This is a genomic window from Thermofilum sp., from assembly GCA_038741495.1.
Classification (GTDB): Archaea; Thermoproteota; Thermoprotei; order Thermofilales; family Thermofilaceae; genus Thermofilum.
In genome coordinates, this window is sequence record JAVYKX010000002.1 from 122,820 (window position 1) to 147,130 (window position 24,311).

Genomic DNA, 24,311 nt, shown 5'->3' on the forward strand with positions numbered 1-24,311 from the left:
CCGAATACCGTGTTTACTGTAGCTTGGTATCACTTCTTAACAGGGAGTTTGAGACCCAGCTTCTTAACAAGCTCCTTGTAGCGGTTTCTCACTGTTACTTCAGTCACCTTCGCCGCCCTAGCGACCTCTTTTTGAGTTCTCATCTCGCCATTCTGGAGAGCTGCTATGTAAATTGCTGCAGCCGCAAGGCCTGCCGGGTCCTTCCCCGCAGTTAAGCCGGCAGCGCGAGCTTTATCTAAGATCTCTATCGCTGCTTTTATCGTCTGGCCAGAGAGCCTGAGGTAAGAGCCGATTCTCGGAACGAAGTCGGCAGCATTGGGCAGCGGGACCTTTATGGATGCCTCGCGCAAGAGCAGTCTGTAGCACCTGGCTACGTCCTTCCTCCCAGCTCTAGTGTAAACAGCGATTTCGTCTAATGTTCTCGGCAGCTTAAGCTCCCGGCATGCTGCGTAAACCGCAGCGGCCATAACGGACTCTATCGAGCGTCCTCTAACAAGATTGCTCTCCAGAGCTCTCTTGTATATTTCGAGAGCCCGGTCAAGGACAGTCTTGGGAAGGCCTAGTTGCGCGCTCAACCTCTCCAGCTCGATAACCGCTTGAGCAAGGTTTCTCTCCATAGAGCTCTGGGCCCGAGCCCTGACCTGCCACTTCCTTAAACGCAGCATTTCAAGCTTCCTTCGAAGGCTGATCTCGCGGCCGGCAGCGTCCCGGCCACCCCAATCGATATCGGTGACTAGGCTCTCAACCCCAAAGCTAGAGATGGGTGCGCCTACGCGGCTCCGCCGTTCCCTCTCTTCTGGCGTGAAAGCGCGCCACTCCGCTCCTAGGTCTATTTCTCTTTCACTCATCACGTAGCCGCACTCCGCGCAGATTACCTCTCCCCGGCTCGGATCGTACACAAGCTTTGTGCTGCCGCAATGCGGGCACTTCAGCTCAGCAGCCGCCTCCTCGGGAGGCTCCTCTTGCTTATCCTCCCTTAAGTATCTAAACACTTCTACCACCCCGAAACCTATTTAAACGCTACCCTAAGGCTACGTGAAGTTACCTTATAAACATTTCGCTTTTAGGGAAGTTAACGCAGCCTTAAAGAAGCTTTCGCCACGAGGTAAACCTTCACTCCCAACTCTCTAGCTCTCTTGCGCATTTTGCGGTCAGCCGTTACGAGTATCTTTCCTTCCGCGCGCGCAGCTTCGATAACGATATCGTCGACCGGCCCCTCTGAAAAACCAGGGTCAACGATAGAGATCATCTTCCCCCACTTCTCAAGCATTTGATTAATTACCGCGAGCGCTACTGCAGCTTTTACAGCTCGGGAGCCTTTACCCTTTTCTGCCAAGAACTTTATCTCTTGGAGAACCGGTGCTGGGATTATGATCCTGCAGACAGGAACTTGGGCCTGAAGCGTTAGATCGACAATATCTACCTTCCTATCCACTGCGAATAGTATGCTGCTCGTGTCGAGAACAGCCTCGTAACACTTCGGCATTGTTCAATCAAACCGTGAAAATCACGTCGAGGAGTATCTTTCAAGTTTTTGCCGAAGCAGAAGCACGCGCACCTCACGATGTCCTAGCGATAAGATAGGAATGGTATACATGTTATCAATGGTGAAAGTTTATTTTCTAAACTAATATGCAGTGCATCGAGCCGGATGAGTGAGCCGGGAAGATCTCCCAAGAGGCGTGTCATCATACTGGGCGCTGGGGGGAGGGATTTTCACAATTTTAATGTTCTTTTTCGCAGCAACCCTGAGTACGAGGTTGTAGCTTTTGCGGCCACTCAGATCCCCAACATAGATAACCGGCTATATCCCCCGGAGCTTGCGGGCCCCCTGTACCCCAATGGTATACCGATTATCTCGCTGAGCAAAATGGAGGAGATTATCAAAAAGAATCTCGTAGATGAGGTTTTACTATCGTACAGCGATATAACGTGCGAGGAGCTTGCAGAGATTGTGAACAAAGTAGTCTCGATGGGGGCGGACTTCGTCGTGCCCTCGCCGAGGAGAACTATGCTCAAGTCCAGTAAGCCTGTGATCGCGATTACTGCTTCGCGGACGGGGGCCGGGAAGAGCACCGTCTCGCGTTACGTGGCACGGATCCTTAGAGAGCTAGGAGTGCGCTACGTGATCGTCAGGCATCCTATGCCTTACGGAGATCTCAGCAAGTCCGTGGTTCAAAGGTTTGCCAGCTACGAAGATGTGGATAAGTACAACTGTACGATTGAGGAGAGAGAAGAGTACGAGCCGCATATAGCTGAGGGTAGCGTAGTTTACGCTGGTGTTGATTACGAGAGAGTACTACGGGAAGCTGAGAGAGAAGGCGATGTGATCATTTGGGATGGAGGTAACAACGATGTACCGTTCTTCTGGCCTGACCTTCACATCACTGTCGTGGATCCTACTAGACCTAAGGACGTTTTAACCTCTTTCCCTGGTGCCGTGAACGTAACGTCAGCAGATGTCATAGTGATCAACAAGGTTAATCTTGCTCCTCGCGAGCATGTAAAGCACGTTCTCCAGACAGTCAGGTCCGTGAACCCCCGAGCAGAGGTGATAGAGGCTGAGTCAGTACTGCGAGTAGACAAGCCCGAACTGGTGCGTGGTAAGAGAGTCGTTGTCGTAGAGGATGCTCCCACCGTTACACACGGCTCGCTAAGCCATGCAGCAGGCTATCAGGCAGCAATCGAGTATGGCGCAAGCGAGATAGTTGATCCAAGAGCTTACGCTGTTGGTAGCTTGAAAGAGGTTTACGATAAGTACCCATGGCTTGGGCGCGTTGTTCCGGCACTCGGCTACGGGGAGACGCAAATGAGAGATCTCGAGGAAACGCTGAACCGTGTTGATGCCCACACGATAATTCTCGGTACTCCCGCGGACATATCCCGCGTACTGAAGCTCAACAAACCTGTAGTGAAGGTATTCTTCGAGCTGAGGGAGACGGAGGGCAAGAGGCTCCGCAAGATAATCGAAGAATTCGCTAAGCGCGCCCTAGCGGTTTACAGCAAGTGAGCCCGAACCCCAGTTAGGTATAAGTTACCGCTTTTTGGGAAAGATCGGCGGAGTGTCGGGGTGTGCCTCAAGAGGGTAAACTGCTAGTACTCTGCGTCGACAGGGATAACGATATAGGCACGACGCTAGGTGTGCAAACCCCCATACTAGGAGAGGAGGCTTTGACGAGAGTAGCTATAGAGTTCGCGCTCCGAAGGCCTGAAGACTCGGATGCGAATGCCATCTTCGCGGCTCTTCAAACGCTTCGCGACTTACGGAGAATGGGTTACGCTGACCGCTGCGAAGTTGCTCTACTTGCCGGCACAGAGGAGGAGGGTGTTCAGGCCGACATGAAAATCCTGCAAGAGCTAGACGAAGTTCTGCGTAATGGAGAGTTCACGGGCGCGATACTCGTGTCGGATGGCCCCACGGACGAGGTCGTGGCCCCTCTGATACAGTCGAGAATTCCTCTCATCTCGATACGTAGGGTGGTCGTCCAGCAGTCAAGGGGGGTAGAAGAGACTTTTGTTCTTCTGGTGAATTACGTGAAGAAACTCTTCCTAGAGGAGAAGTACAGGAAGTACTCAATGGGGCTTACAGGGGCATTTCTAGCAATCTACACGATTCTCTCGGCTGTGCTACCCCAGTTTGCTTGGACTCTCGTTCTCGCTTCTCTCGGAGGCTTTATGTTCGTAAAGGGGTACGGGATTGATAAGAGGGTTGCCCAGATCTACCAATCAGGGTCTGTGAGATTTATCGCATTCGTGCTCGCGCTGCTAATCTCTGTACTCGGCTTTCTCCAAGGTTTTGCGAGAGTTCTACAGCTTCAGAGAATGGACGCAGGAGCTATAGCAGCTTTTGCGCTAGCACCCGTAGGAGGTCAGCTGATAGCAGTGGATTTATTCGTAATCGGTGCGACGCTGTTCCTCGTCGGAGGGATGCTGGAAGAGCTGATTGCGGGGAGAGTTTTGAGAATCTCGCAAGCGCTGTTCGTAACCGCTGTGCTTCTGTCCAGGCAAATAGTTGTCGAGATGGCTAAGTATCTTGCTGGAGGGGGTAGCATTCAGGGTGTTCTCACCTGGTCATTCGTAGAGTTGGCAGTGGTCGTTATCGCGGTATCAGTAATGTACATGGAAGCTGAGCGCTCTAAGTAGAGAGCATCATGGAGCGGTACTATCTTCTGCTAAGCCAGTGTGCAGGAAATTGTGGGACGGCCGAGGCTCTACATGTTTTGGGTAAAGTTTGTGGATTTCGAGTGGAAGTCGCCGGGCAGGGCGTAATTAGCATCGTAAGCAAGAACTCTGAGAATATAGTGAGATGTTCATCCAAACTCGTGTGCGCACGATGCATCGTAAAGGAGGTTTATCGTGCTAGTCTGAGTGAGGGATGGGACATAGCTCTGGGGGCCGCCGCGGAGGTTCTGAGCAGAGAGTTAGCTATGCGCGCATCTAAGGAACGGGTCGGAGTGGACGTGGAGGTGAGCGATGTCGCGCTTAGGCTTAGTGCCGCTGAGAGAGCACTAGTGGCGGAGAAGCTGATCAGCATGCTGCGTGCTCGGGATAACCGACTAGTAACGCTGAGAAGCACACCCGACTTTCACATATGGGTTGGTATTCTAAGCGACTACCTGTCTTTTGGAGTAATCCTGCAAAAGTTCAGAGGAGATCGGTATAGAAGTAGAGAGCCTCACAGGAGAGTCTACAGAAGACCTTTTGCCCTGGTTCCTCAAGTAGCGCGCCTCATTCTTAATTTCTCGCTTAATCCCTTGCACGGCCCCTTCCTCGATGCATTCTGCGGAACGGGTGCAACGCTGATCGAAGCAGCGCTCGAGGGGTTCTACGGGGTTGGGGTCGACCTCGACTACGAGAACATTAGAGGCGCGCGCCGCAATTCTCTACAGCACGGTGTTTACCACCTTATCGATCTAATCATTAGTGATGCCGCGCACCTCCCCTTTAGGAGAGATGTGTTTGCGCTAGCAGCCTTTGACCCTCCTTACGGTCGGGCTGCATCGTGTAAGGGAAAGCAGCCCCACCTGCTGCTCACAGAAGCACTGGAGCGGGTACTGGCTTCTCTAAAGCCGGGGGCTCGCGCGGCTTTCCTCTCTCCCGGGAGCGAGGAGTACTCAGCCGTCGCCGAGTCCGCTGAAAGGGTATGCTCGATCTACGTTCACTCCTCTCTCGTGAGAGTCCTGTGGGTGATAGAGAAGAGCTTTGCGAAAAACCAGCAGGCTGAACTTCTATGAGCTGTGATAAAGTAACGATTTTCTTTTGGGGCACGGGATCTACGAGGCCCGCTAAGGACAGGGACCCCTCCTGCATACTTGTGAGAGCTTGCGCCGAGGTCTACATTCTGGACTGCGGTGAAGGCTGTCAGAGAGCTTTTGAGGAATTTGGAGTAGGGTACAACGAGCGGCTAACGATTATAGTTTCGCACCTCCACGGGGATCACGTTCTTGGTTTGCTACCTCTCCTGCAAACACTAAGCTTAGCTGGCAGAAGTAAGCCGGTTCGTGTGGTCGGGCCTCTCGGGCTTTGGAGAATTTTATCGAGGCGAGATTTCGCGGTTAATTTTCCTCTTCACGTTACCGAGCTGGCTACGGAAAGCGGCGAGTTGAGCCTTACAGGTAGTACTCAGAGTGCTAACCTGGTTTACACGAGAGCACTCCACGTGCCCTTATCGTACTCTTTCGTGATCCGTTTCCCTCAAAGGATACACCTCTCTGCCGAAAGGCTTGAGAGGGAAGGCGTCCCCCCAAAATTACGAAGTATTTTAATTAAGAAAGGGATTGTCCATTATGGAGATAAAATTTTTAAACTTGATAATTTTATAGAAAGCATTGATCCCGGTCTCGTTATCGCGTATAGTGGAGACACTTTGCCTAACGCGCTTTTCGCGGCAAAGTGCAGGAAAGCAGACGTGCTTATCCACGAAGCAACGCTAGCTGGCGAGGCTTCGGGTTTGGGCGAAGCACTCCACTCGACAGCTAGCGAGGCAGCGGAAATAGCCCTCAAGGCGCGCGTGAAGCTGTTGGTTATAACTCACTTTAGCCCCCGCTACAGAGATTTGGAGGAACTCGCGCGTGAAGCTAAGAGAATCTTTCCGCGTGTGATTGTGGCGAGAAAGGGGTTATCGTTGACCGTGTGGTTTCATACACCAAGGGTAATTCAAGTCTCGAGCCAGCTTTCTTTCCATCAACAGGGATCAGTCTCTTCGGCTACGGGCACGCCTTGAGCCGTTCGCGGCGCTAGCCAGTTCATGAATTTCTCAGGGTTGCACCCCTCGAGATGTACTGTCACGGTGATCGCTCCGAGAGGGCTTTCGCCGAACTCATATGCACAGAAGCTGACCTTTCCTGTGTATGCTGCCTGCTTGTTAAGATAGAACCTTACCACCCCACCGCTGTATCCTTTCTCCAAGTATGTTCTGGCAGCGTCCAGCGTGCGTTGTGTTCTCAGTAAGGAGCGCAGCTTTTCGAGCGGTTTAAAAGAGTCGCTTGTGCACTCGAGGATGAAGCTATCTTCTTCAGGAGCTTTAACTTCACGGCATTTCATGAGATCCATATGAAGGACATTCGCTATCGCCTTGAGAACGCGTTCTTTGTCCTCTGTCAGGAAGACTGGGACGCGGATTTCAACCACGGGCATCGGAGCTGTACACACCGATTACCTTTTCAAGTATACTTTTCGCTTCCACGAATAGATCCTCAGGCCGCTTCTCGTGGTTAACTAGAATGATGTCGGCGAGCGCTATTACCGAGCCAAGCCCGAGAGCTAGCTCTCTTTCATCACGAGTTTTAAACTCCTCCCACGATTTGGGATCGTCTTTCCTTCCCCGCGCGAGTAAGCGCTGATACCTGACGTTGGGAGGCGAGTGCACCGCGATGGTAAGACACCTTCTCGAGTGTCTTCTGAAGTATTCAACCTCCTCTGGCGACCTTACTCCTTCGACCAGAACGGGGCCTCCGTGCTCCTCGCTGCATGCTATGTGAAGCGCAGCTCTAGCTACGATGTCGCGACCGTGAAGCTCTCTGATCTTCTGTGAAATATAACCTAGAACTTCATCAGAGGGAGGTTTCGAGTTTTCTGCTGCGATCTCGCGTATAATATCTCCCATTCTCACGATCCTTAACCCGAGAGTCCTTGCGGCCTCGGAGACTATACTTTTTCCTGCACCGGGCATTCCAGCTACGAGAATGACTGTATCCAGCTCACACTCTTCGAACTTCTCAGGGAACCAGTTCATCGGAAGGGAATCAATAATAGGAGGGAAATAAAGGTCATCATTCTATTCTTAATAGTTTTGGAAAGAAAAAGCTTGTGTAGGGGCCGCTAAGCCGCTTTAGTCGAACTCAGATGATTTTTCTTCCTCCTCTTTCTTTTCCTCTTTCTTTTCCTCTTTCTTCTCCTCTAGTCGCGAAGCTGCTACTATGTCGTCTATGCGGAGTATCATCGTTGCGGCTTCGGTAGCGATCTTTAGTGCGTGCTCTTTAACGATGGCTGGCTCGAACACTCCAAGGGACAGCATGTCGGCTACGCCGCCCTCGAACACGTCGACGCCGTAGGTCCACTTCGCTGGATCCTCGTGAGCAGCCCTGAGGTCAGCCATGATATCTATGGGGTCGAGGCCCGCGTTCTCGGCCAGGGTTCTTGGTATCCCTTCTACTGCGTTGGCGAACGCCTCTACAGCGAGCTGCTCTCTGCCACCGATTTCGGTTGCGAATTTCCTCAGTTCCTTGGCAACTTCAGCCTCGATTGCACCACCACCTGGCACTATGTACGGTCTTCTCAGAACATCCGCCACGGCATAGAGTGCATCCTTGAGGGAGCGCTCAGCCTCGTCCACAGCTCGCTCGAAACCGCCTCTGACGAGGATGGTGACGCTCTTGGGGTTGGGGCACCCTTCTACGAAGACCATTTTCTCGTCTGCAACCTTCCTCTCCTCTACTAGCTTCGCGAAGCCAAGCGCCTCCGGCGAAATATCCTCCACTCTCGTCAAAATCTTCGCACCAGTCGCCCTCGCCAACTTCTCCATATCACTCTTCTTCACCCTCCTCACAGCCAAAATCCCAGCCTTCGCCAAGTAGTACTGAGCCACATCATCAATACCCTTCTGGCAGAACACCACAGTAGCACCAGCCTCCTTAATCCTCTCAACCATATCTCTCAGTATCTTCTCTTCCTCCTCCAGGAACTTCTGCATCTGCTCAGGTGTAGAGATCCTGATCTCGGCGTCGATCTCCGTTTTCTCGATCTCCAGCGGGGCGTCAAGCAGAGCAATCTTCGCGTTCTCAACACGCTTAGGCATCGCGGGGTGCACAACCTCTTTATCGACGATAATACCGTAGATGAGCTGCGTGTCGAGGAACGAGCCACCTTTCTTCTTAATTATCTGGATGTTATCAATGTCGACCTTAATCTCTCCGTCGACCTTTTCAGCCACCTGCTTAACCGCCTTCACGGCGATGTCTGCAAAGTAGTCTCTCAGAGCAGCTACGGTCTTGCTGCGCATTGCAGTCATCGCGACCTTCTTCAATGCCTCGTAGTCGTCGAGGTCAACCTTTACGGCCTTGGCCTTGATGCTTTCTAGTGCCTTTTCTAGTGCCTTCTTATAACCGCTGGCGATCACCGTTGGGTGGATGTTCTTGTCGAGGAGCTTCTCCGCCTCCTTCAGAAGCTCTCCGGTGAGCACTACAGCGGTAGTGGTTCCATCTCCTACCTCTTTATCCTGGGCCTTTGCGACCTCTACCATGAGCTTTGCGATGGGGTGCTGGACATCCATCTCGTCCAGGATCGTCGCACCGTCGTTGGAGATAGTGATGTCGCCGAGCGTATCGATGAGCATTTTATCCATTCCTTTGGGGCCGAGCGTGGTCTTGATGGTTTCAGCTATAGCTCTAGCAACCATCAAGTTCAGCTGCAAAGCCTCCCGTCCCGTTTGCCGAGATGTTCCTTCCTTCAAAATCAGTACCGGGACTCCACCTATCTGTCCAACAGCTGCCATATTGCCTCCCTTCGCAGAAGCAAAAATATCGCTTCTATATAAACTTTTTTCTAGCGGCTCCCGTAGACCTGGAGAATGTCCTTTATGTCAACGCGATGGATGGTGATCCCCAGGCGTTTCAAGTACTCTTCACCTTCACCCTGCAGCCTTTCATCTAAAACGAAAACTTGCGGGTAATCGCTCTCGGAGCGTAGACCTCTACCTATGGCTTGAACTACTCGAGCGACTGCTGGGAAATAGAACGTGTAGCTCCACGCTCTGTATTCGTCTCTAAGCCTGTCGCGCATTCTCTCCATTATCTTCTTATTCTCAATGGAGGGGTCAGGGAGTGGAAGCCCTGCTATTATTACCGTGTCCACTAGGTTTCTTCCCAGAACTTTCAACTCGACACCTTCACTGAACTTACCCCAAGCCACCACCATGAGGAGGAACTTTCCGAGGCCGGCCACCTTACCTATAAGGTCGTCGAGACTGGTCTCAGGGCGCTCACGGATTTTAGGTGCTGCTTTTACGAACGGGTAAACATTAGTTAGGAAGGTATAAGATGGGAAGACCACCAGGGCTCTCGCAGCTCTCTCCGAGAAGTATATTCTATCGATAAGCTCTCCGTATGTTCTATAAGTTTCTTGGCTACGCTCAGCGTACCTGGAGGAGATGCCACTAACCACCACGGCCCTAACCCTAGCCCCCCAAGGGGCTGTATACTCAAATCTCTCGAGGCGGTTTTCCTCTAATCCAAGCGCAGCCACCAGGTAATCGTTGGGCGGCAACGTTGCAGACATGAGAACTGCTGCGCGAACTTTAGAGAAGACTCGCCGTGCAACTTTGCTCGCGTTAATATTAACCAATACTAGCTGTCTCTCTCCAGTCTTGGAAGAAGCATAGACCAAGCTATCTCTATCAGCCTTCTCTACTGCATGGAGGAATTCGGCCACGCGCCACAGGCTCGATGGGGCTCCGCTCAATGTCTCGTAAGCTCGAGCGAGTTTCATGACAGTTGTTGAAAAGCTCTCTCCTCCACCAAGCTCCTCAACGGCGACCTCAACTTCATCGCCGCGCTGGCTATATTTTCTGAGAATTCTGAGCAGGCTGTCGAGAACCCGCGCGGTTGAAAGTATATCAGGCGAAGCCTGTTTCATCGACGAGAGCTCTTTTCGAGCGAGGCGGATCGCAGTTTCACTAAGAATCTTTCTGGAAAAGTCCACAATCTGTCTCGGAAGATTATGCGCCTCATCAACAACTAAAAGGGAATCCCCCAACTCTATTCCGCTTCTCTTAAGAAAAATATCGAAGAGTTTTTCATCAAACAGGTAGGAGTAGGATGCGACAATAATGCGAGCGTGGTCTAGAGCTCTCCACGCTAAAGTGAAAGGGCATACCCCTTTCGCCAACCCTATACTTTTGAGAGCCTCGGTGTCCACGATTCCCGGAAATCTGATGGTTTCCACCACCTTACGGGCGAAAGGACAGATTCCGCTTTTCACTTTAATCTGGCAGTACCTAAGAAACTCTCTGTAATCCAGAGAGTAGTTCTTCGTGAAGATGCACAGATCTTTCTTGTTCACAAGCGTGGCCGTCGGCACGGGTATTCCTAGCTCTTCGAAGCGCCTAACTTCTCGTAGAGGAGCCTGAAACTGGGTCCGCGTCCTCGCTAAGTAGATTACCTTCGGTACTCCGGCCTCAAGCACACCCATTAAGACGGCGAGAGTCTTCCCAGAACCCGGAGGATACTGGAGTGCCAGTATCCTGGAGCTCAGATAAGCTTCTCCTACTTTCGAGGCTATGGCAGACTGGCCGCGCTTAGGCTTCCCGTAAGGGTTGATCAGCCTCAACACTAGACTTTGCTCCACAGCTCTGCAGATGTAACCGCGGCGAGAGTTTTAGGCTTTGCTATAAAACCGCGAGGGCACCCCGAGCAGGTAGCTTACGCGTAGAAGGAGCGAAGAAGGTTTTAATGGGGATAGCATATAATTCTCCAGAGCGGGGGTGCCCGAGCCAGGTTAAAGGGGGCGGACTCAAGATCCGCTGGCGCTGGCCTTCCCGGGTTCGAATCCCGGCCCCCGCACCAACATCTCTCTTCACCAAAAAGCTTCCCTAAGATTTAGGCTTAGGTTGGAGTGGGTATAGTTGCTGCCTTGCAGGTGGTGGGGCCGCCGGGATTTGAACCCGGGATTCGGCGGACGCGTTAGCGACGCGCCCTCCACCTGGGCCCAAGCCAGGCTTTAGGAACCGCTACAGGGCCATCCTACCAGGCTGGACAACGGCCCCTGAGCGTTCCTGGGGGGATCGGCTTTAACCCTTTCTGTCAAGAACTTTGCCGAGTCCCTAATAATCGCTCTATTCTTTCGGGGCTGGGGCGTGATTATAGAAAATCTTAGACAAATTCTATGTTCGCATGTCTGTTTTTTAGATCCTCCTCCTCTAATCCGAGAATATTCATCAAGGCGAGTATGACGCCGTCGAAGAACAGCATTGCTGTGTCCTCGAAGAGTGTGCCTAGAGGTGCTAGCGGCTCGTATATTCCGAGTACTTGCCGAGCGAAATAGTCGCTCTCAGCGGCAATTTTCGTCCGTCCCGGTATCTTTACCACGTGGTCGCTTATCTTGGCTAGCGGTGATTCCTCAAAAGAGGTTATAGCTACAACAGTAGCTTTGACGGTTTTCGCCGCTGAAGCCACCGAGAGAACAACCTGTGTACTTCCTGACCCTGATACGGCTATCAGCACATCACCCTCGCCTATGGAAGGTGTTATTGTTTCACCAACCACGTAAACGTTAAACCCGAGGTGCATGAGGCGCATCGCGAAAGCTTTCGCGACAAGGCCGCTCCTCCCAGCCCCCACAACCAGTATCTTCCTCTTATTAGCCAGCGCGGCTGTGAGAACCTTAAGGAACCTGTTTACAGGCTCAGGGTCTATCTCCTCAGCGGCACGGTGGATATAATTCGCTATACTCATCATAGACTTCTTGACGTCCTCTGCCATCCAAGCTTTCACCACTATCTTCCTTGTTGTGGCGAAAAAAACTTACTGTCGAGATCCCTGCGAGTCTTCTGCAGAGCTTCGCTCGAGGTTTCCTACTTTATTTTCGCAAAGCTAACTGGCGGGCCCGCCGGGATTCGAACCCGGGACCTGCGGCTTCCCTCCTCATCCTTAGAACTGCGGCGCCTGAAAGGCGTGGCCGCCGCGCTTCCTGACTGCGCTACGGGCCCCTCCACTCCCCTAATACCCAAAGTATAAAGCTTTACTCTCAACCGCGAGGTGAGGAGCGAATTGTACGAAATCGTAATCTCGACTACGAGGCATGTGACCCCGCCTGTTAGAAGGCTAGCCAGAGAGCTGAGCTACGCCTTGTGGTCAGCTAAACGGGTGAACCGCGGTGGTAGTAGTTTCAGCGAACTTATCTTGCGGGCTCGCTCGCTGGGAGCCAGAAGGCTCATCATAGTGGGAAGGGGATTGCACGGGAACCCGGGGAGGATAGTTTTCTTCGATATTGGAGGCACGCAGACTAGGCCTCTGCTCCTTCTAAGGCTCCGAGGCGTAGCTTTCCCTGAGAAGCTTAGGAGCATTAGGAGGCCTTCAGCCCGAATTCTGGTAGTCTCCGTAGGCCGATGCTCCGAAGAGTCGGAGGGCATCGCGGAGGATATAGCCTACGCCGTTAACTCTTCGTACCTTGGCTGCCTAGACGAAAAGGATCTAAAAACGTTCAGGGAAGCGAGGGTCTTAGTGGTGGAGCACGTACTCGAGGAACATCTCGCCTACGTTTTGAAGTTTATTGATAATTCTCAAGAAATAGGATTAAAAATTCTGGTTAAATCGACAAAAGTTTATTATTGAGTGTTCGTGAAGATCGTGGTGCGGGTAATGGACACTGCGCATAAAGGATGTAAAGTTCGCGTAGAGGTAATTATCTCGAGCAGCGATTCTTCCTTTCTGGATTCTCTCTACGCTGCTTTTCTCCCGGAGTCGGGCGCTACTCCTAGGTACAGAGCAGAGATCTCTATCGCCAGAGCTCCCGAAGCTTTTCTCGTGAATCTGCTCAGCGAGGATATCTCATCGTTGAGGGCATCTCTTAACACAATCTTAAGGGCGCTGGGCGCCATTTTTTCGGTCTCGGAGAGGTATTTGCCAGCTCAGCAGGCCGCGGCGCAGGCTGAAGAAAACCGCGCCCCTCACCGCGCTGCGCAGTAGCCTCCGCGCGCCAACATCCAAACCCCACTCGCCGATAAACTACGCGCCTGGCTCCGCGAGCATCCGAGTGTCTTAGCGCCGAGTTTCGAGCGCCAGAGCCCCCCCTTCCCGGGACTCTGCCGGCGACGGCGCTGTGCCCGGGGGCTCCGCGCGCGGGATCGAGGGTCCACCCCCGCTACCAACCGGGAGGCCCCCCTCCGGGGATGCGCCCCGGCGACGGGGCGCTGAAAAGAGAGGGTTAGGCCACCGCCGGAGAGGCGGACAGCCGACCCCATGACCCGCCCCGGCCATCCCAAGCGGAAGCCGCGGGGCGGGCCCCAGAGGCCCGCAACGGCCGAAGGGGGAGATGAACACCGGCGCGGGACAGCACTGAGGGCACCTTTTTATACGACAAGTTTCTAAGTTATAGAAACAGAGGTCAGTGTATGATTCGGCGTACATCGTGCAGAGAATGCCCACTCTACATACCCTCAAGGGCTTACTGTTTGAAGCTTAAAACCACGGTCGAGGATCCCTTAAGTCCTCCGTGTAGAATCGCGCTGCCCGAGCCGTCTGCGACCCAGGGAGCGGCTGCGCCCGTCGCCGAGAGAGTGGCGGAGGGAGCTACAGAGATGCAGGTTAAGGCTTATCCAGAGGCCGGTCTCCCAGAGGTGGCGCTCACAGGTATCGTTGACCAGGTGAGCGCCCAGCCCACGCGAGGTCAGCAGTTTCTGCTTACTCAGAGGCTAGACCACTACGCGCCAACAGGTATTCCGGGGCTTGACGAGATACTTGGAGGTGGTTTCCTACGCGGAAAAACCTACCTCGTAGCGGGTGAGGCGGGATGCGGCAAAACTATTTTCTCCATACAGTTTCTGATTCACGGAGCGCTTATTGGCGAGCCTGGCCTGTACATTGCGATAGATGAGCCTACTAGCCAGCTGCTAAAGGGGTTAAGGCTGTTTGGCTGGGACATTGGCGACTTGATATCCTCTAGGCGCCTCATGTTCTTAGATATGAGAACCCATTTTAGCAAAATTTACCTAAGAGACGAGAGGAAGCACATCGAGCCTAGGTATATCATAGAGCAGGTTCTCAACGCTGCGAAGAAGATAGGTGCGAGGAGGCTCGTCATCGACCCTATAGCACCGCTCGTTTATGGCGGCAAGGAAGAGGACATCCTCTATGCTAGAGAGTTTCTCCGCGAGATGGTGTTCGCGATCGAGAAGACTGGTGAGCTGACGACGGTGATGACCAGTGAGATACCTACTGGTAGCTCTAAGCTGAGTAGGTTCGGCGTAGAAGAGTTTCTAGCTTCAGGAATAATAGTTCTGGGTATAGAGGAGATATATGGAAGCGTCGAGAGGATAATGTACATAAGGAAAGCTAGGTGGGCGCCCGTCAAGCCAAGCAAGTACATTTTCGACATTGTCAGCGGTAGGGGCATCGTTATCAGAGAGCCTCTGAGCGAGTACATAAGGAGAATAGCGAGGCGCTGAGGGAAAAAGCAGCGCGTACTAGCTCTCACGGTGACTTTATGAACCTTAGAAAAGTTGTAATAAGGTTTCGTGAAAAAGGAGGATCCGCAGCTGAGTGGGGCTATAAAGCTGCGAAGAAACTGGAATCCAAGGGAATAGCCGCTGTTGTGGAGTCGTCAGCAGTAGGTAGGGGGCAGAGCGCCGCCTGCGACGCCGATCTAGTGGTAGTCGTGGGGGGTGACGGAACGCTCTTAAGGCTGATCGACCTCTGCGGAGGATCACCCCCACCAGTGCTGGGATTCGCTGCCGAGAGCCTTGGATACCTGCTCCCGCATAGCGTTGAAACCCTAGAGGTAGTCCTGGAGAAAGCGATGGCTGGTGAATGTGAGGTACGGAGGGTAAGGCTCGGCGAGTACTCTTCCCAAGCGATCACCGGGTATTTTCTCAATGAGGTAGGTCTATGGGCACCTAGAGGTAAGTTGATAGAGTTTACTATGCGTGTAGGAGGATTCTTCTACAAAGCACGTAGTGATGGCGTGATTGTCTCAACCTCGGCAGGAAGCACTGCTCACGCATTATCCTACGGAGCTTCAATCATAGTTAACTTCGATGAGCCTATTCTGGAAGCTGTGTTTCCGGGAGCTCTATCTCCTCTCGTAAAGCCCTTGATTGCATATAATAAGAGCATGGAGATTCTTCTCTCTCAAAACTCTGAGACAGCTCACCTCATCGTAGATGGACGCTACGTTGCTGACCTACCCCCTGGCTCTGAGGTTAAAGTCAGCCCCTCTCAGAAGAACCTAGAGCTAGTGACTGTTGAAAGCTACGCCGTTGATCTAGCTCGTAAGCTGTACTTGAGGTTGATCGATATGGGTCGTTGGCAGGGAAGCTTGAACGTGTCCAGGTGACATAATTCATGTTTTAGTAAAAATCCCTTAGTTTATTCATAATATCTTCAGGACTGAATCTTAAGACAAGTTCACCGTTTTTACTCTCAATGAAACCAAGCTTCTGTAATAGATCGATTGCATCACTGATGGATGTGTTCATGTAGGTGGCGACCACCGCTACGAGCCTTCTCAAAGGTGCCGCTAACCTCTGTCTTGCAGCTTCTTCATACCGCTCAGAAATTTTTTCTGCAAGTTCAGCTAAGTGTTGAAATTTAGCGTTCGTCACTAGGTGGTTCCCCTCTAGCCTGGCCTCATACCCCTCGAGCCTTAAAGCATCTACTAGTGTTTGAATAGGAATCGCGACTTTAAGGTTAGATGCCGAGAGCACGGTACTTATTTCAAAGCGCTTAGGTCTGTAATCTGCACCGCTATGCAGTTCAAAGTAGATAAGCTTTATTTCCCTAACAGTTTTTCGATAATTTTCCGAAAAAGGTACAAACACTTTAACTTTATTTCCTTTAATCTCCCCCAGTATAGCACCTCTTCCCACTTTTTTGCTTAAAACTTCTATAAACTTCAAAGCTTCGGCAGAACTACCGAAGTTGAACGTCAAGACAACGCCTTTCACTGAAGTTTTCACCTTTCAAGTGACAATGTACTTGGAGCTCACCTTCCGCTTTGCTCTTGTTTTACAGTTAGGGCAGATCAAAGCTGGCCCTCTCTTAACTAAAGTTGAGGAACACTTGGGGCATTTCGCTAAAATAACGCCAAACTCACGTCCTTTAGTGGAAAGAGAGTAGGGAGGGCCTCCTCTCTCCACAACTACTGCTCTGACAATATCTCCGTACCCGAAAACCTCCTTGTAGAGCTTAACTCGCCACCCGCTGATTCTCGATGCTAAGATAATCCCCGTGGATTGTGCTGGCACAAACACATTTTTAGATTCATTGAAGAAAATATTTACGATCACTACTGTATCCTTAAAACCTACTACTGAAGCGTGAACTATGTCACCTTTATCCATTAAATACTTTATCTTCTTTACGGGTTTAACTTTTAGTACTCGAGCATTCCAATCCCTTAAAAGGTAACCTAAGATCTTGGACCGCACTAAACCGCTCTCACTATGGACATAAGTGTTCTCTCCTGCTGAGAATTCTTCCTCGTAGCCCAGGTTCTCACCAGGTGTAACTACCTCAGCCATTTCCGCGCGCAAAGCACTACCGCATACTCATCATTATAAATCCTAAGCTTCTGCCCTCGGCCTCGCCCACACTCTAATCGCGCTGACTTCGAAACAATGCCTCCTTTTCTTGTGGAAAAAGAACATCGGAGGTATGCATATGACTTCCTGAAAGAGCACCTCGCATGAAGACCCCATTTCAGTCACTTTCTTTCGCACAAAATTCTCTGTAGATCGCTTGTGGAGAGAGTAAACGACGCTAGCTAGCGTGCAAGCGGTTCTCAAGAAGAGTATGTCGAAGCCCCTCCGGTGAACCCCAAAAGGTGGGTTCTGAACCGCAGTATCGAAGGGGCGCCCCTTCCGGAAAGGTGGGCTGGAAACATCTGCTGCCAAGAAGTCGATAACCGAGTCTACTTGAAGGTCCACCGCAGCCTTTTTCGCTAGCTGAATCGGTAGCTCATCGATATCGACCATTACCACGTAGCCAGCACCCAAGAGGGCTGCACCGATACCTAGTCTGCCCGTCCCGCAGCCGAGGTCAATGACCTTCTTCCCGGAGAGGTCCCCGTAGTGGAACTCCGCGATCCAGAGAAGAGTGGAAGCAGTAGTTGTAGGGGTTGTATACTGCTCCAGCTCTACTCTCGGCTTCGGGTGGGGAGGAATAGCGTTCAAGCAGCGCTCTAGCTGTTTCCGCTTAATGTTCATCTACGCGCTCCGTTGAAGCCGATACCTAAGAATCGCACCTATACCTCCAAAAGTTCTGAGAAGCTCTTTACCCTCGCTCGAGTTGGTTGATACGAGGATTATTTCCGTACCGTGCTTCTCCGCAAGTTCAGCGAGATCCTCTACTAGGAGTTTTTCTTCTACTACCTGCACCTGACCACCGCATCTAGGGCATTGGAGATTGTAGCGCCCGTTCGCCGCAGGGTCCACTGTGGCCTCAAACTCGTAGCCGCACTGGGCGCAAGCAGCCTTGACCCTCACTTTCGAAACCCCCTCTGAGACAAGGAGTTTCTGAACAGCACCAGCACTTAGAGCGCCGCGCACTTCCTCCTCCCCGTACACCGCCAGCCCGGTATCTCTGGAAAGATGATAGAGAAACTCGTTGACCGCCTGCTTTTCTCGCAGGAGCTGCGAGTCCTTGAGTATTTCTCGTGCTCTCTCCAATAGCTCGTATATGCCAGCTTCCCCTCCGTAGCCGGTATCCAGGACGGCTAAAACCTTAGACTTAAGCTCGTAGTGTAGATAATCTCCCTCAGCGAACTCTTGCTTGGAGGGCCCGGGACCCCCTATGATAATTCCTCTTAACTCGTCCTTGATGGGGAGGAAGATCTTGTTCGCGTGCTCACCTATCCTTTTGTAGAACTCATGAACCATCTGCTCTATTATGCGTTCAAACCTCCGCGCCGACTGCCCTCCAGCTCTGTGTTTTCCCGGTATTCCAGAAGTTAGCTCATCTACGACCTCCAGGAATTTCCCGCGGAGGATTCCGATAGCCGCCTCCCCTCGCTCTACTACGATCAACCCGTAGGCGTCTCTGACTCTTATCATCTCCTCTAGTATTTCCGTGTGGAACCTTGAATCGCATCTGTAAAGCCAGACTTTCAGCTTCTGAGGTGGTTCGATCAAGTGGATCTCTAGCTTCTCCCTACCAGGCACGTCACCAGCCACGTAGCCTGCAAAAATCATTAAACCGTTAGGCGGAGTTTCACGAAAAAGTTTCAATCTATTGATTATAGCCGTCAAAGCATCGAGAACGTGATGCCGCGTAGTTCTGTCTTTGATGTTTGACGCGGTAGCATATTCCTGGTTGAGCGTGTCAAGAACCTCGGCTATAGGCCGCCCCGCTGGGATACAGACTGTTACGAGCTCCGTACCCCTACCCTCTTTTCTTTTTAGTTCTTCGACGAGTTTCTCCAGCTTTAACCGCTCGAGCTCCTCTTTCACGCGATATCCCGAGCCCCAAGCCGGAACATCACATTTATTTTTTGACCCTATAAGGGGCACGTGCCTCAGGCGGTTGTAAAGGTGGGAGGCAGCTTACTCTTCGATGAGAAAGGAGAGCTGCGCGCCGAGTATCTGCGTTCCCTAATTGTCACCCTTAAACTTGCGTCTCAGAATAGTAGGCTAGTTGTAGTCGTCGGCGGGGGTCAGGTTGCCCGCAAGTACATAGAGGCAGGAAGAGGTCTGGGCGCCAGTGAGGGAGCGCTCGACGAGGTAGGAATCTTTGCTTCACGGCTTAATGCCTCACTACTTTTTGCAGCTTTTTACAAAACATTCCCCATAATTCCTACATCTCTGAGGGAGATCCGGGCACTAACACTTTCGGACTTACCGGTGGTTTTCACGGGAGGTCTTCAGCCGGGGCAGTCCACAACGACCACTGCAGCCCTGATCGCGGAGGCTCTCTCCTGGGATCTCGTAATTGCGACAGATGTGAGTGGTATTTTCGATAAAGACCCTAAGAAGTACCCCGACGCAAAGCTCCTGAAACAGGTTATGGCCAGCGACCTATTGAGTAAATTCTCCAGCAACCAGGTTGCCGGCGGCTATAAGCTTCTGGACCCGCTCACGCTCCACATAATTATCAGGAGCAAGCGGACTGTTCGGGTCATCGCTGGTGAACCATCTGAAAACATTGCTCGCGCGCTGAGTGGGGAGAATATAGGAAGCGTGATCCTACCAGGGTAGAGGTTCCGGCGGGCAGAGCTAAGGAAACTCTATTTCTCTACTGAGCCCCATTTTAAACTTCAGAAGCTTCTTTAGAAAATTAACCTCATTAGAGGTTAGCAGGCTTGAGTATTTATCAAGAAGAGTATTGATCTCATTTACTGAGAGATCAGAGTACAGGTACTCGCCCTCTTCGACCTGTCTACCTACGATAGCTTTACTCCTTATGGATACCGCAACTTCGGAGCCTTCTTCAGCGTACTCCAAGACTTTATCATGTTGCCTAATCTGCATAACTTCACCTATCTCGCGCCCGTCTCTCGTGACTAGCCTGGTTCCGCCCTTGAGCCTTCCTGCAATGACTCTAACCCCAACGATTATAGGATCTCTTCTACGGAAGACGTAGCCGGGTAGAATCTGGATCACAGCGGGTTGCGTCATCTTCTTCAACAGCTCCCGTTTCTCAGCTTCCTTAAGCTCCTCACACCACTTCAGATAATCCTCGACCAGCCGGTATATAATTCTCTCCTGGAATATCGGAATACCTAGCTTGCCGGCTTCCTCCTTAGCCTCGGGAAGCACTTTGACGTTAAAAGCTAGCACTGCAGCTCTAGCCGGGTCCTTGTCCTTTACCATGCTTGCCTCGATTATATCCCTCTTTGCAACGGCGCCTATATCTGCTAACCGTACCGGTACGTTCATCTTCTTAATGTATCCGACAAGAGCTTCAAGCGTGCCCAAAGTGTCCGCCTTTACGACGACTCCTACAGCATCGTACCTGAACCTTACGGATAGAATCTCCTCCTGAACTTCTCTGGCCACGCTTTCGATAGACGCTGCGTCAGTCACTGCGTATAAAGGAGCACCAGGGATGCAGTTCTCCAGCCCCTCGGCCACGACTTTTACTCCCGCGGCTGCCTGAACCTGCTCCACGTCGATAAAACGATCTTCAGGAGAGCGCATCTCGTCGAGAGGTTTAGGCATGAGAAGTAGCTTCACTCTAGTCACAACCGGTTTTTCAAGGCCGCCTGCAACGATGAGATCTCCTTTCCTCAGCACACCGTCGTAGATAACAACAGCTGCTGTCGTGCCAAGTCCCACCTCTTCCTTGAGCTCTAGAATAACGCCTTTTGCAGGGGATACTGTTGATACTAGACGTTTTAGCAGGAAACGCTGGGAAAGGCCAGCCATTACCAGGAGGAGGTCCGGCAACCCCTCGCCGGTGAGCGCGCTCGTAGGAACTAGAGCAAGTGTTCGCGTGAAGTCCCGGACTCTGTCGTATCTGTCGGCTTGAAACCCAATCTCTCGAAACTGCTTGATAACGTAAGCTATCAACTCCTCGAGCCTGTATACGACGTCTTCCGGCTGATGCTTGAGTGTCTCGCCAAGAGCGGCGCTAGGCACAGGCTTCCAGCCTTGAATCCTGTCAATCTTGTTGACAGCAACTACGAACGGGACCTTCCTCTGCTTCAGTATCTCTATCGACTCATAAGTCTGCGGCTCTAACCCCTTAAACACATCTACGACTAGGATGGCGAGATCCGCTATGCTTCCTCCTCGGAATCTCAGGTTACTAAAAGCTTCGTGACCAGGAGTATCTATCACCAGGAAACCTGGGATCTTTATCTCAACCTTTATCTGTGAAAGAAGCGGTCCGCAGATACTTTCCAGAGCGCTCCACGGGAGAAAAGAAGCACCGATATGCTGAGTCATCGTTCCAGGCTCACGCCGCGCAACCGCTGTCCCGCGGATTTTATCCAAAAGCGTGGTCTTACCGGCATCAACGTGCCCCAAGACAACTATGATGGGGGCTCGAACGTAGGTCTTAGCAGTAGACATGCACCACACCTCCACGCACTTTTGAGGTAGAAGCTTCGAGGCACTGTAGCCAGTTACTTGGATGCTTTAGCCCACTTCAACTTTCTCGGATCTCTATGCATTTTAATGGAGCTTTTAAAGCACTTTGAAGAACAGAAGTGCAGGATAGCGCCATCATTTCTGACGTAAGCTATGCCGCTTCCAGGCTTAACAGGCCTTTTGCAGAACGTGCAGTATAGCACTTTTGGCATTACCAGCTCACCTACCCCAGCCGCTGCCGTGCAGGAATATATCTTTTTTATTCTGGGAAGCGCTGCGTTCCCGCGATAGCATCTGCCTAGTGAAGTGAACGTAGAGCCTGCTTGCAGCTGGGGGGTCTGCTCTTCCCTTTAAGGCCTCTAAGAGCTGCACAGCGGGGCCCTCGAGGAGGAGATTAGGATTCTCGCTGTCTTCAACTCCCACGAGAAGGAGTACTTCCCTCAACGTTGTCGTAGATAGCGGGTAAGCCGTCCTGTACTCACGCTCCAGTTGGAGCCCGGCGGGGTTGCCCATCAACAGCTCGTTCAGCAGATAAGCAACAACCTCTTCAGCTGTCAAGGGAAGTACGCAGAGCGGGGATCCGTACCTAGCTGCAAAGCTAGCAGTCTGCAGCTTAAGTTCAGTAATGCTCTTGGGGCTTTCGGGCACTTGCACTCTCTGCTTGCACATCTGGGAAAGCTCCGCGAGCCGCGGCGAGATGCTGTCCCCCACGTGAAGATGCAGGATCGTCGACTCAAACTCATCTTCGATATGGATAAGCATCTTTAACGCAAGGTACGATTGAGGATTGTTCACCGTTACAGCGATTATACTGTCGCGACGCCGGGGAGAAGCTTGCCTGAGAAGCTCGAGAAATCTTTTTCTCAGAGCAGCGCCCGGTACCATTTACGGTTCACTTGAAGCTCGCTGCCTACGTAATTAAAGGTGCTTCCTGCAGCGACATCATGAGCCGGCTAAGAGGCACCCTGACCGTCGGCAAGAGCTTTTTGCTGGCCACGATCGACGAGTACGCTGTCATCTTCCTTAGGGTAGAGTTCCGGGACTTGAATAACCACTGCAAGCTGGTATACGTTAACGTCTCTCCGGCTGGTGCGCGCATGTGGAGAGAGGTGTTTACCGTGTGCTGCGAGGAGTCAGAAAAAGTGATGCTGGTTCTTAGGAGAGTCAGAGGCGTTGGGAGAGTCGGGGCGGATGTTATCGGACATCGACTCTTGGAGTTCCTGAAGAGTAGTAACGTCGATATCGAAGTTTTGGAGAGCAACTTCTTCTAAGCGTGCTAATCCACTTCGACATCCAACGGGATCCTAGCTCTCTCGAAGAGAGCTGCCCCCTTGCTGAGAGGTTTCGTAGCATCAATTCCTAGTTTTGATGTTAAAAGTGTTAACTGATCTGCCGAGGGATCTAGGCTGCTACCTCTCACCCCGCTAAGAATCAGTAGATCCTCGGATGGTTGCATGCGCGTTGCGAGCGCCCATTCGACTTCCTGAAAGTTGTCGGGATCGATGTCTTCGTCGACCACGATCGCTATCTTAAGCGAGGGGTGTGCCGCGAAAGCTGCTAGCAGCACGTTTTTCGGATCGCCCTCGGTTTCCTTAGACATGCTTATGACAGCAACCAGCCAGCAGCCCCCACCTGGAGTGAGTCTAACTTTCTTCACTGAGGGAGCTACTTTGCTCGTGGCTTCCCAGATGGCAGCTTCTCGGGGGAATCCCATCAGAAGCAAGTGCTCCAGGCCTGAAGGAAGTATGGAATAGAATAAAGGATGTTGCCTTGAAAGGATCTCGTGGACCTCGAAAACCGGCTCCTGCCTCACCTCGTCGTACGTTCCAAGTATGTCTACGAAGGGACCCTCGGGAGCGCGCCTATGGGGCATAAACTCTCCTAGAATTATGTACTCGGAGGGTATAGGGACCGGTATCCCATCAGCGAGCTCGTAAGAAGCTTTTAGCTCCCCACCCGCAAGGCGATTCGCCACCTCCACCTCGTAAACACCGTAACGCGGACTTGCAGCCGCTGCCACGTACACTATCGGCGGTGCCCCAATAACGATTACAGCGGGGAGAGGCTTGTTCATTTTCTCAGCTTTGGTAAACATGTGGTAGAGGTGGCGCGGAACAAGACGCACAGCGAGATGTTTCTCATCTATGATCATCGCTCTGTGAACACTGGCGTTGAACACGGGCTTCTCGGGATCCCTGCTGAGAAACACTCCTGCAGTGATGTAGTGGCCGCCATCCTTCTCGAAAAGCTTAGGTATAGGCATCTTGAAGAGGTCATCTCCGAGGCTAAGGAGCCCCATGGGCTCGGCGGGAGCCAGCTTGAGGGGGGAACTCATTGCTGAGAGTAGAAGCTGGTACGCCTCTCTATCGTCAGCCGCCCCCATTACTTCGTAGAGGGTGGATCTTCTAGCGAGCAAGTTAGAAAGTACTAAGCCTTTCTCCGTTTTCATCAGTATGGCAGTTGGCTGAACTTTTTTTACCGCAGCGGCAACCTCGAACTCGAGCCTATAGGTCCTAGCTGGCCGCTTAAGCATGTTAAGCCTTTCGAGATGCTCTACCAGGGATCTTACGTCGAGAGAGATGCTAGGGTTTCTCAAGAGCCGCTCGCCCGCTGCACTATCCTGACATCATCAGCGCTTATAGTTACGGGTAGAACGTAGGCCGCCTCCGAAAGCTCTACTTTCACTTCATTCTTCACCTTATCGATGCTGATTATCTTACCCCTCATCCCTGCGAAAGGTCCTCGGATTATCTCAACGATGTCGCCTGTATTCAGCTGCTCGGCAAGCGGTCTCGGCTTAAGAAGGGTTTCCATCTCCTCTATCGAAACAGCACCCCTGACAACCCCACGCACATGCTTAATGCCGTAAGCCAGTCTGCGTGCCTCGTACATGCCTTCACTCTCCACGAATATCATCCCCTTGAGGCCTGGGATTACGAGAAGCGAATTTACCTTATAGTCTCCTCCTGCAGCTCTATTATTCAGAAGCACTGCTACGTTGTACTCCTGTCCGGCGGTAACCTTCAAAGCATAGAACTTGATTCTCTTCTCCGTCTCCATCTCTGCGCACCGC

26 protein-coding genes and 3 tRNA genes are annotated in these 24,311 nt (G+C 52.0%); 11 read left to right on the forward strand and 18 right to left on the reverse strand.

Translation table 11 applies throughout. The annotated features are described in order from the left end of the window. Window positions 1-29 precede the first annotated feature (29 nt). Both QXU72_05330 and QXU72_05335 read right to left on the reverse strand, forming a co-directional pair. Window positions 30-992, reverse strand: coding sequence for a transcription initiation factor IIB (locus QXU72_05330; GenBank protein ID MEM0494675.1), 963 nt, complete (start codon window positions 990-992; stop codon window positions 30-32). A gap of 80 nt (window positions 993-1,072) precedes the next feature. Further along, window positions 1,073-1,486 carry a PIN domain-containing protein gene (locus QXU72_05335; protein ID MEM0494676.1) on the reverse strand — a complete coding sequence of 138 codons (414 nt, stop codon included), beginning with the start codon at window positions 1,484-1,486 and terminating at the stop codon, window positions 1,073-1,075. A 165-nt stretch (window positions 1,487-1,651) separates the two neighbouring features. Here QXU72_05335 and QXU72_05340 point away from each other — a divergent pair, with 165 nt between their 5' ends. The 4 genes from QXU72_05340 (at window position 1,652) to QXU72_05355 (ending at window position 6,223) form a co-directional block, all read left to right on the forward strand. Further along, entirely contained in the window at window positions 1,652-3,010 is a 1,359-nt protein-coding gene (locus tag QXU72_05340; GenBank protein ID MEM0494677.1) for a cyclic 2,3-diphosphoglycerate synthase, read from the forward strand. Window positions 3,011-3,072: 62 nt separating this feature from the next. Then, on the forward strand, window positions 3,073-4,143 hold the full coding sequence (locus tag QXU72_05345; GenBank protein ID MEM0494678.1) for a DUF373 family protein: 1,071 nt from the start codon (window positions 3,073-3,075) through the stop codon (window positions 4,141-4,143). A 158-nt stretch (window positions 4,144-4,301) separates the two neighbouring features. Further along, on the forward strand, window positions 4,302-5,234 hold the full coding sequence (locus QXU72_05350) for a hypothetical protein (protein ID MEM0494679.1): 933 nt from the start codon (window positions 4,302-4,304) through the stop codon (window positions 5,232-5,234). Further along, complete coding sequence (locus tag QXU72_05355; protein ID MEM0494680.1) at window positions 5,231-6,223, forward strand: MBL fold metallo-hydrolase; 993 nt, start codon at window positions 5,231-5,233, stop codon at window positions 6,221-6,223. Before QXU72_05350 ends, QXU72_05355 begins: the two co-directional genes overlap by 4 nt. Here QXU72_05355 and QXU72_05360 read toward each other — a convergent pair. From QXU72_05360 to QXU72_05375, 4 genes are all read right to left on the reverse strand, one after another. Next, window positions 6,184-6,636 (reverse strand): RNA-binding domain-containing protein, encoded by a 453-nt coding sequence (locus tag QXU72_05360; GenBank protein ID MEM0494681.1) that lies wholly within the window; start codon window positions 6,634-6,636, stop codon window positions 6,184-6,186. The two genes, QXU72_05355 and QXU72_05360, sit on opposite strands and share 40 nt — an antisense overlap. Continuing rightward, window positions 6,623-7,234 (reverse strand): AAA family ATPase, encoded by a 612-nt coding sequence (locus QXU72_05365; GenBank protein ID MEM0494682.1) that lies wholly within the window; start codon window positions 7,232-7,234, stop codon window positions 6,623-6,625. The genes QXU72_05360 and QXU72_05365 overlap by 14 nt, the downstream gene beginning before the upstream one ends. Window positions 7,235-7,330: 96 nt before the next feature. Beyond that, window positions 7,331-8,992: a thermosome subunit beta gene (gene thsB / locus QXU72_05370; GenBank protein ID MEM0494683.1), complete on the reverse strand. Its 1,662-nt coding sequence runs from the start codon at window positions 8,990-8,992 to the stop codon at window positions 7,331-7,333. 50 nt (window positions 8,993-9,042) lie between these two features. Next, window positions 9,043-10,842 carry an ATP-dependent DNA helicase gene (locus QXU72_05375; protein ID MEM0494684.1) on the reverse strand — a complete coding sequence of 600 codons (1,800 nt, stop codon included), beginning with the start codon at window positions 10,840-10,842 and terminating at the stop codon, window positions 9,043-9,045. Window positions 10,843-10,972: 130 nt separating this feature from the next. Between QXU72_05375 and QXU72_05380 the strand changes: the two genes are divergently transcribed. Next, a tRNA-Leu gene (locus QXU72_05380) sits at window positions 10,973-11,060 on the forward strand. 74 nt (window positions 11,061-11,134) lie between these two features. Here the strand turns inward: QXU72_05380 and QXU72_05385 are convergent. The 3 genes from QXU72_05385 to QXU72_05395 all read right to left on the reverse strand — a co-directional run bounded on the left by QXU72_05385 (window position 11,135) and on the right by QXU72_05395 (window position 12,202). Then, window positions 11,135-11,260, reverse strand: a tRNA-Pro gene (locus QXU72_05385). 106 nt (window positions 11,261-11,366) lie between these two features. Further along, window positions 11,367-11,987, reverse strand: a complete 621-nt coding sequence (gene hxlB / locus QXU72_05390; GenBank protein ID MEM0494685.1) for a 6-phospho-3-hexuloisomerase — start codon at window positions 11,985-11,987, stop codon at window positions 11,367-11,369. 104 nt (window positions 11,988-12,091) lie between these two features. Further along, window positions 12,092-12,202 (reverse strand) — tRNA-Arg (locus tag QXU72_05395). 61 nt (window positions 12,203-12,263) lie between these two features. Between QXU72_05395 and QXU72_05400 the strand changes: the two genes are divergently transcribed. The 4 genes from QXU72_05400 (at window position 12,264) to QXU72_05415 (ending at window position 15,546) form a co-directional block, all read left to right on the forward strand. Continuing rightward, a complete protein-coding gene (locus QXU72_05400; protein MEM0494686.1) occupies window positions 12,264-12,827 on the forward strand; it encodes a hypothetical protein in 564 nt (187 codons plus the stop codon). 27 nt (window positions 12,828-12,854) lie between these two features. Next, window positions 12,855-13,181 (forward strand): KEOPS complex subunit Pcc1, encoded by a 327-nt coding sequence (locus QXU72_05405; protein ID MEM0494687.1) that lies wholly within the window; start codon window positions 12,855-12,857, stop codon window positions 13,179-13,181. 425 nt (window positions 13,182-13,606) lie between these two features. Further along, the gene (locus QXU72_05410) at window positions 13,607-14,659 is read left to right on the forward strand and encodes an ATPase domain-containing protein (protein ID MEM0494688.1); all 1,053 of its coding nucleotides are present in this window, start codon (window positions 13,607-13,609) and stop codon (window positions 14,657-14,659) included. Window positions 14,660-14,697: 38 nt separating this feature from the next. Then, a complete protein-coding gene (locus QXU72_05415) occupies window positions 14,698-15,546 on the forward strand; it encodes an NAD(+)/NADH kinase (GenBank protein MEM0494689.1) in 849 nt (282 codons plus the stop codon). A 13-nt stretch (window positions 15,547-15,559) separates the two neighbouring features. Here QXU72_05415 and QXU72_05420 read toward each other — a convergent pair whose 3' ends face one another. Genes QXU72_05420 through prf1 form a run of 4 tightly spaced genes read right to left on the reverse strand, consistent with a single transcriptional unit; the run spans window position 15,560 to window position 18,658 of the window. Then, a complete protein-coding gene (locus tag QXU72_05420; GenBank protein ID MEM0494690.1) occupies window positions 15,560-16,156 on the reverse strand; it encodes a DUF2067 family protein in 597 nt (198 codons plus the stop codon). Window positions 16,157-16,171: 15 nt separating this feature from the next. Continuing rightward, the gene (locus QXU72_05425; GenBank protein MEM0494691.1) at window positions 16,172-16,732 is read right to left on the reverse strand and encodes an exosome complex RNA-binding protein Csl4; all 561 of its coding nucleotides are present in this window, start codon (window positions 16,730-16,732) and stop codon (window positions 16,172-16,174) included. A gap of 42 nt (window positions 16,733-16,774) precedes the next feature. Continuing rightward, window positions 16,775-17,416 carry an METTL5 family protein gene (locus QXU72_05430; protein MEM0494692.1) on the reverse strand — a complete coding sequence of 214 codons (642 nt, stop codon included), beginning with the start codon at window positions 17,414-17,416 and terminating at the stop codon, window positions 16,775-16,777. Beyond that, a complete protein-coding gene (prf1, locus tag QXU72_05435) occupies window positions 17,417-18,658 on the reverse strand; it encodes a peptide chain release factor aRF-1 (GenBank protein ID MEM0494693.1) in 1,242 nt (413 codons plus the stop codon). A gap of 60 nt (window positions 18,659-18,718) precedes the next feature. On the opposite strand from prf1, the gene pyrH reads away from it, so the two are divergent. Then, window positions 18,719-19,402 carry a UMP kinase gene (gene pyrH, locus QXU72_05440; GenBank protein ID MEM0494694.1) on the forward strand — a complete coding sequence of 228 codons (684 nt, stop codon included), beginning with the start codon at window positions 18,719-18,721 and terminating at the stop codon, window positions 19,400-19,402. Window positions 19,403-19,420: 18 nt separating this feature from the next. Here the strand turns inward: pyrH and infB are convergent, their stop codons facing one another. Genes infB through QXU72_05455 form a run of 3 tightly spaced genes read right to left on the reverse strand, consistent with a single transcriptional unit; the run spans window position 19,421 to window position 22,123 of the window. Further along, the gene (gene infB / locus QXU72_05445) at window positions 19,421-21,220 is read right to left on the reverse strand and encodes a translation initiation factor IF-2 (protein MEM0494695.1); all 1,800 of its coding nucleotides are present in this window, start codon (window positions 21,218-21,220) and stop codon (window positions 19,421-19,423) included. Window positions 21,221-21,273: 53 nt separating this feature from the next. Further along, window positions 21,274-21,450: a 50S ribosomal protein L24e gene (locus QXU72_05450; GenBank protein MEM0494696.1), complete on the reverse strand. Its 177-nt coding sequence runs from the start codon at window positions 21,448-21,450 to the stop codon at window positions 21,274-21,276. A 7-nt stretch (window positions 21,451-21,457) separates the two neighbouring features. Further along, a complete protein-coding gene (locus tag QXU72_05455) occupies window positions 21,458-22,123 on the reverse strand; it encodes a hypothetical protein (protein MEM0494697.1) in 666 nt (221 codons plus the stop codon). 59 nt (window positions 22,124-22,182) lie between these two features. Between QXU72_05455 and QXU72_05460 the strand changes: the two genes are divergently transcribed. Continuing rightward, the gene (locus QXU72_05460; GenBank protein MEM0494698.1) at window positions 22,183-22,509 is read left to right on the forward strand and encodes a hypothetical protein; all 327 of its coding nucleotides are present in this window, start codon (window positions 22,183-22,185) and stop codon (window positions 22,507-22,509) included. Between the two features lie 5 nt (window positions 22,510-22,514). Here the strand turns inward: QXU72_05460 and QXU72_05465 are convergent, their stop codons facing one another. Together QXU72_05465 and QXU72_05470 are read right to left on the reverse strand one after the other, a co-directional pair. After that, window positions 22,515-23,834 (reverse strand): UbiD family decarboxylase, encoded by a 1,320-nt coding sequence (locus QXU72_05465; protein MEM0494699.1) that lies wholly within the window; start codon window positions 23,832-23,834, stop codon window positions 22,515-22,517. After that, window positions 23,831-24,298, reverse strand: coding sequence for a transcription elongation factor Spt5 (locus QXU72_05470; protein ID MEM0494700.1), 468 nt, complete (start codon window positions 24,296-24,298; stop codon window positions 23,831-23,833). Before QXU72_05470 ends, QXU72_05465 begins: the two co-directional genes overlap by 4 nt. Window positions 24,299-24,311 lie beyond the last annotated feature (13 nt).

Bases quoted from the DNA above. Each gene is read 5' to 3' on its own strand.
- QXU72_05355 (MEM0494680.1), top strand. From the start codon at position 5,231: ATGAGCTGTGATAAAGTAACGATTTTCTTTTGGGGCACGGGATCTACG.
- QXU72_05425 (MEM0494691.1), bottom strand. From the start codon at position 16,732: ATGGCTGAGGTAGTTACACCTGGTGAGAACCTGGGCTACGAGGAAGAA.
- QXU72_05410 (MEM0494688.1), top strand. From the start codon at position 13,607: ATGATTCGGCGTACATCGTGCAGAGAATGCCCACTCTACATACCCTCA.
- QXU72_05470 (MEM0494700.1), bottom strand. From the start codon at position 24,298: ATGGAGACGGAGAAGAGAATCAAGTTCTATGCTTTGAAGGTTACCGCC.
- QXU72_05340 (MEM0494677.1), top strand. From the start codon at position 1,652: ATGAGTGAGCCGGGAAGATCTCCCAAGAGGCGTGTCATCATACTGGGC.
- infB (MEM0494695.1), bottom strand. From the start codon at position 21,220: ATGTCTACTGCTAAGACCTACGTTCGAGCCCCCATCATAGTTGTCTTG.
- QXU72_05360 (MEM0494681.1), bottom strand. From the start codon at position 6,636: ATGCCCGTGGTTGAAATCCGCGTCCCAGTCTTCCTGACAGAGGACAAA.
- QXU72_05430 (MEM0494692.1), bottom strand. From the start codon at position 17,416: ATGAACATTAAGCGGAAACAGCTAGAGCGCTGCTTGAACGCTATTCCT.
- QXU72_05455 (MEM0494697.1), bottom strand. From the start codon at position 22,123: ATGGTACCGGGCGCTGCTCTGAGAAAAAGATTTCTCGAGCTTCTCAGG.
- QXU72_05450 (MEM0494696.1), bottom strand. From the start codon at position 21,450: ATGCCAAAAGTGCTATACTGCACGTTCTGCAAAAGGCCTGTTAAGCCT.
- thsB (MEM0494683.1), bottom strand. From the start codon at position 8,992: ATGGCAGCTGTTGGACAGATAGGTGGAGTCCCGGTACTGATTTTGAAG.
- QXU72_05405 (MEM0494687.1), top strand. From the start codon at position 12,855: ATGGACACTGCGCATAAAGGATGTAAAGTTCGCGTAGAGGTAATTATC.
- QXU72_05415 (MEM0494689.1), top strand. From the start codon at position 14,698: ATGAACCTTAGAAAAGTTGTAATAAGGTTTCGTGAAAAAGGAGGATCC.
- QXU72_05365 (MEM0494682.1), bottom strand. From the start codon at position 7,234: ATGAACTGGTTCCCTGAGAAGTTCGAAGAGTGTGAGCTGGATACAGTC.
- QXU72_05460 (MEM0494698.1), top strand. From the start codon at position 22,183: ATGAGCCGGCTAAGAGGCACCCTGACCGTCGGCAAGAGCTTTTTGCTG.
- QXU72_05335 (MEM0494676.1), bottom strand. From the start codon at position 1,486: ATGCCGAAGTGTTACGAGGCTGTTCTCGACACGAGCAGCATACTATTC.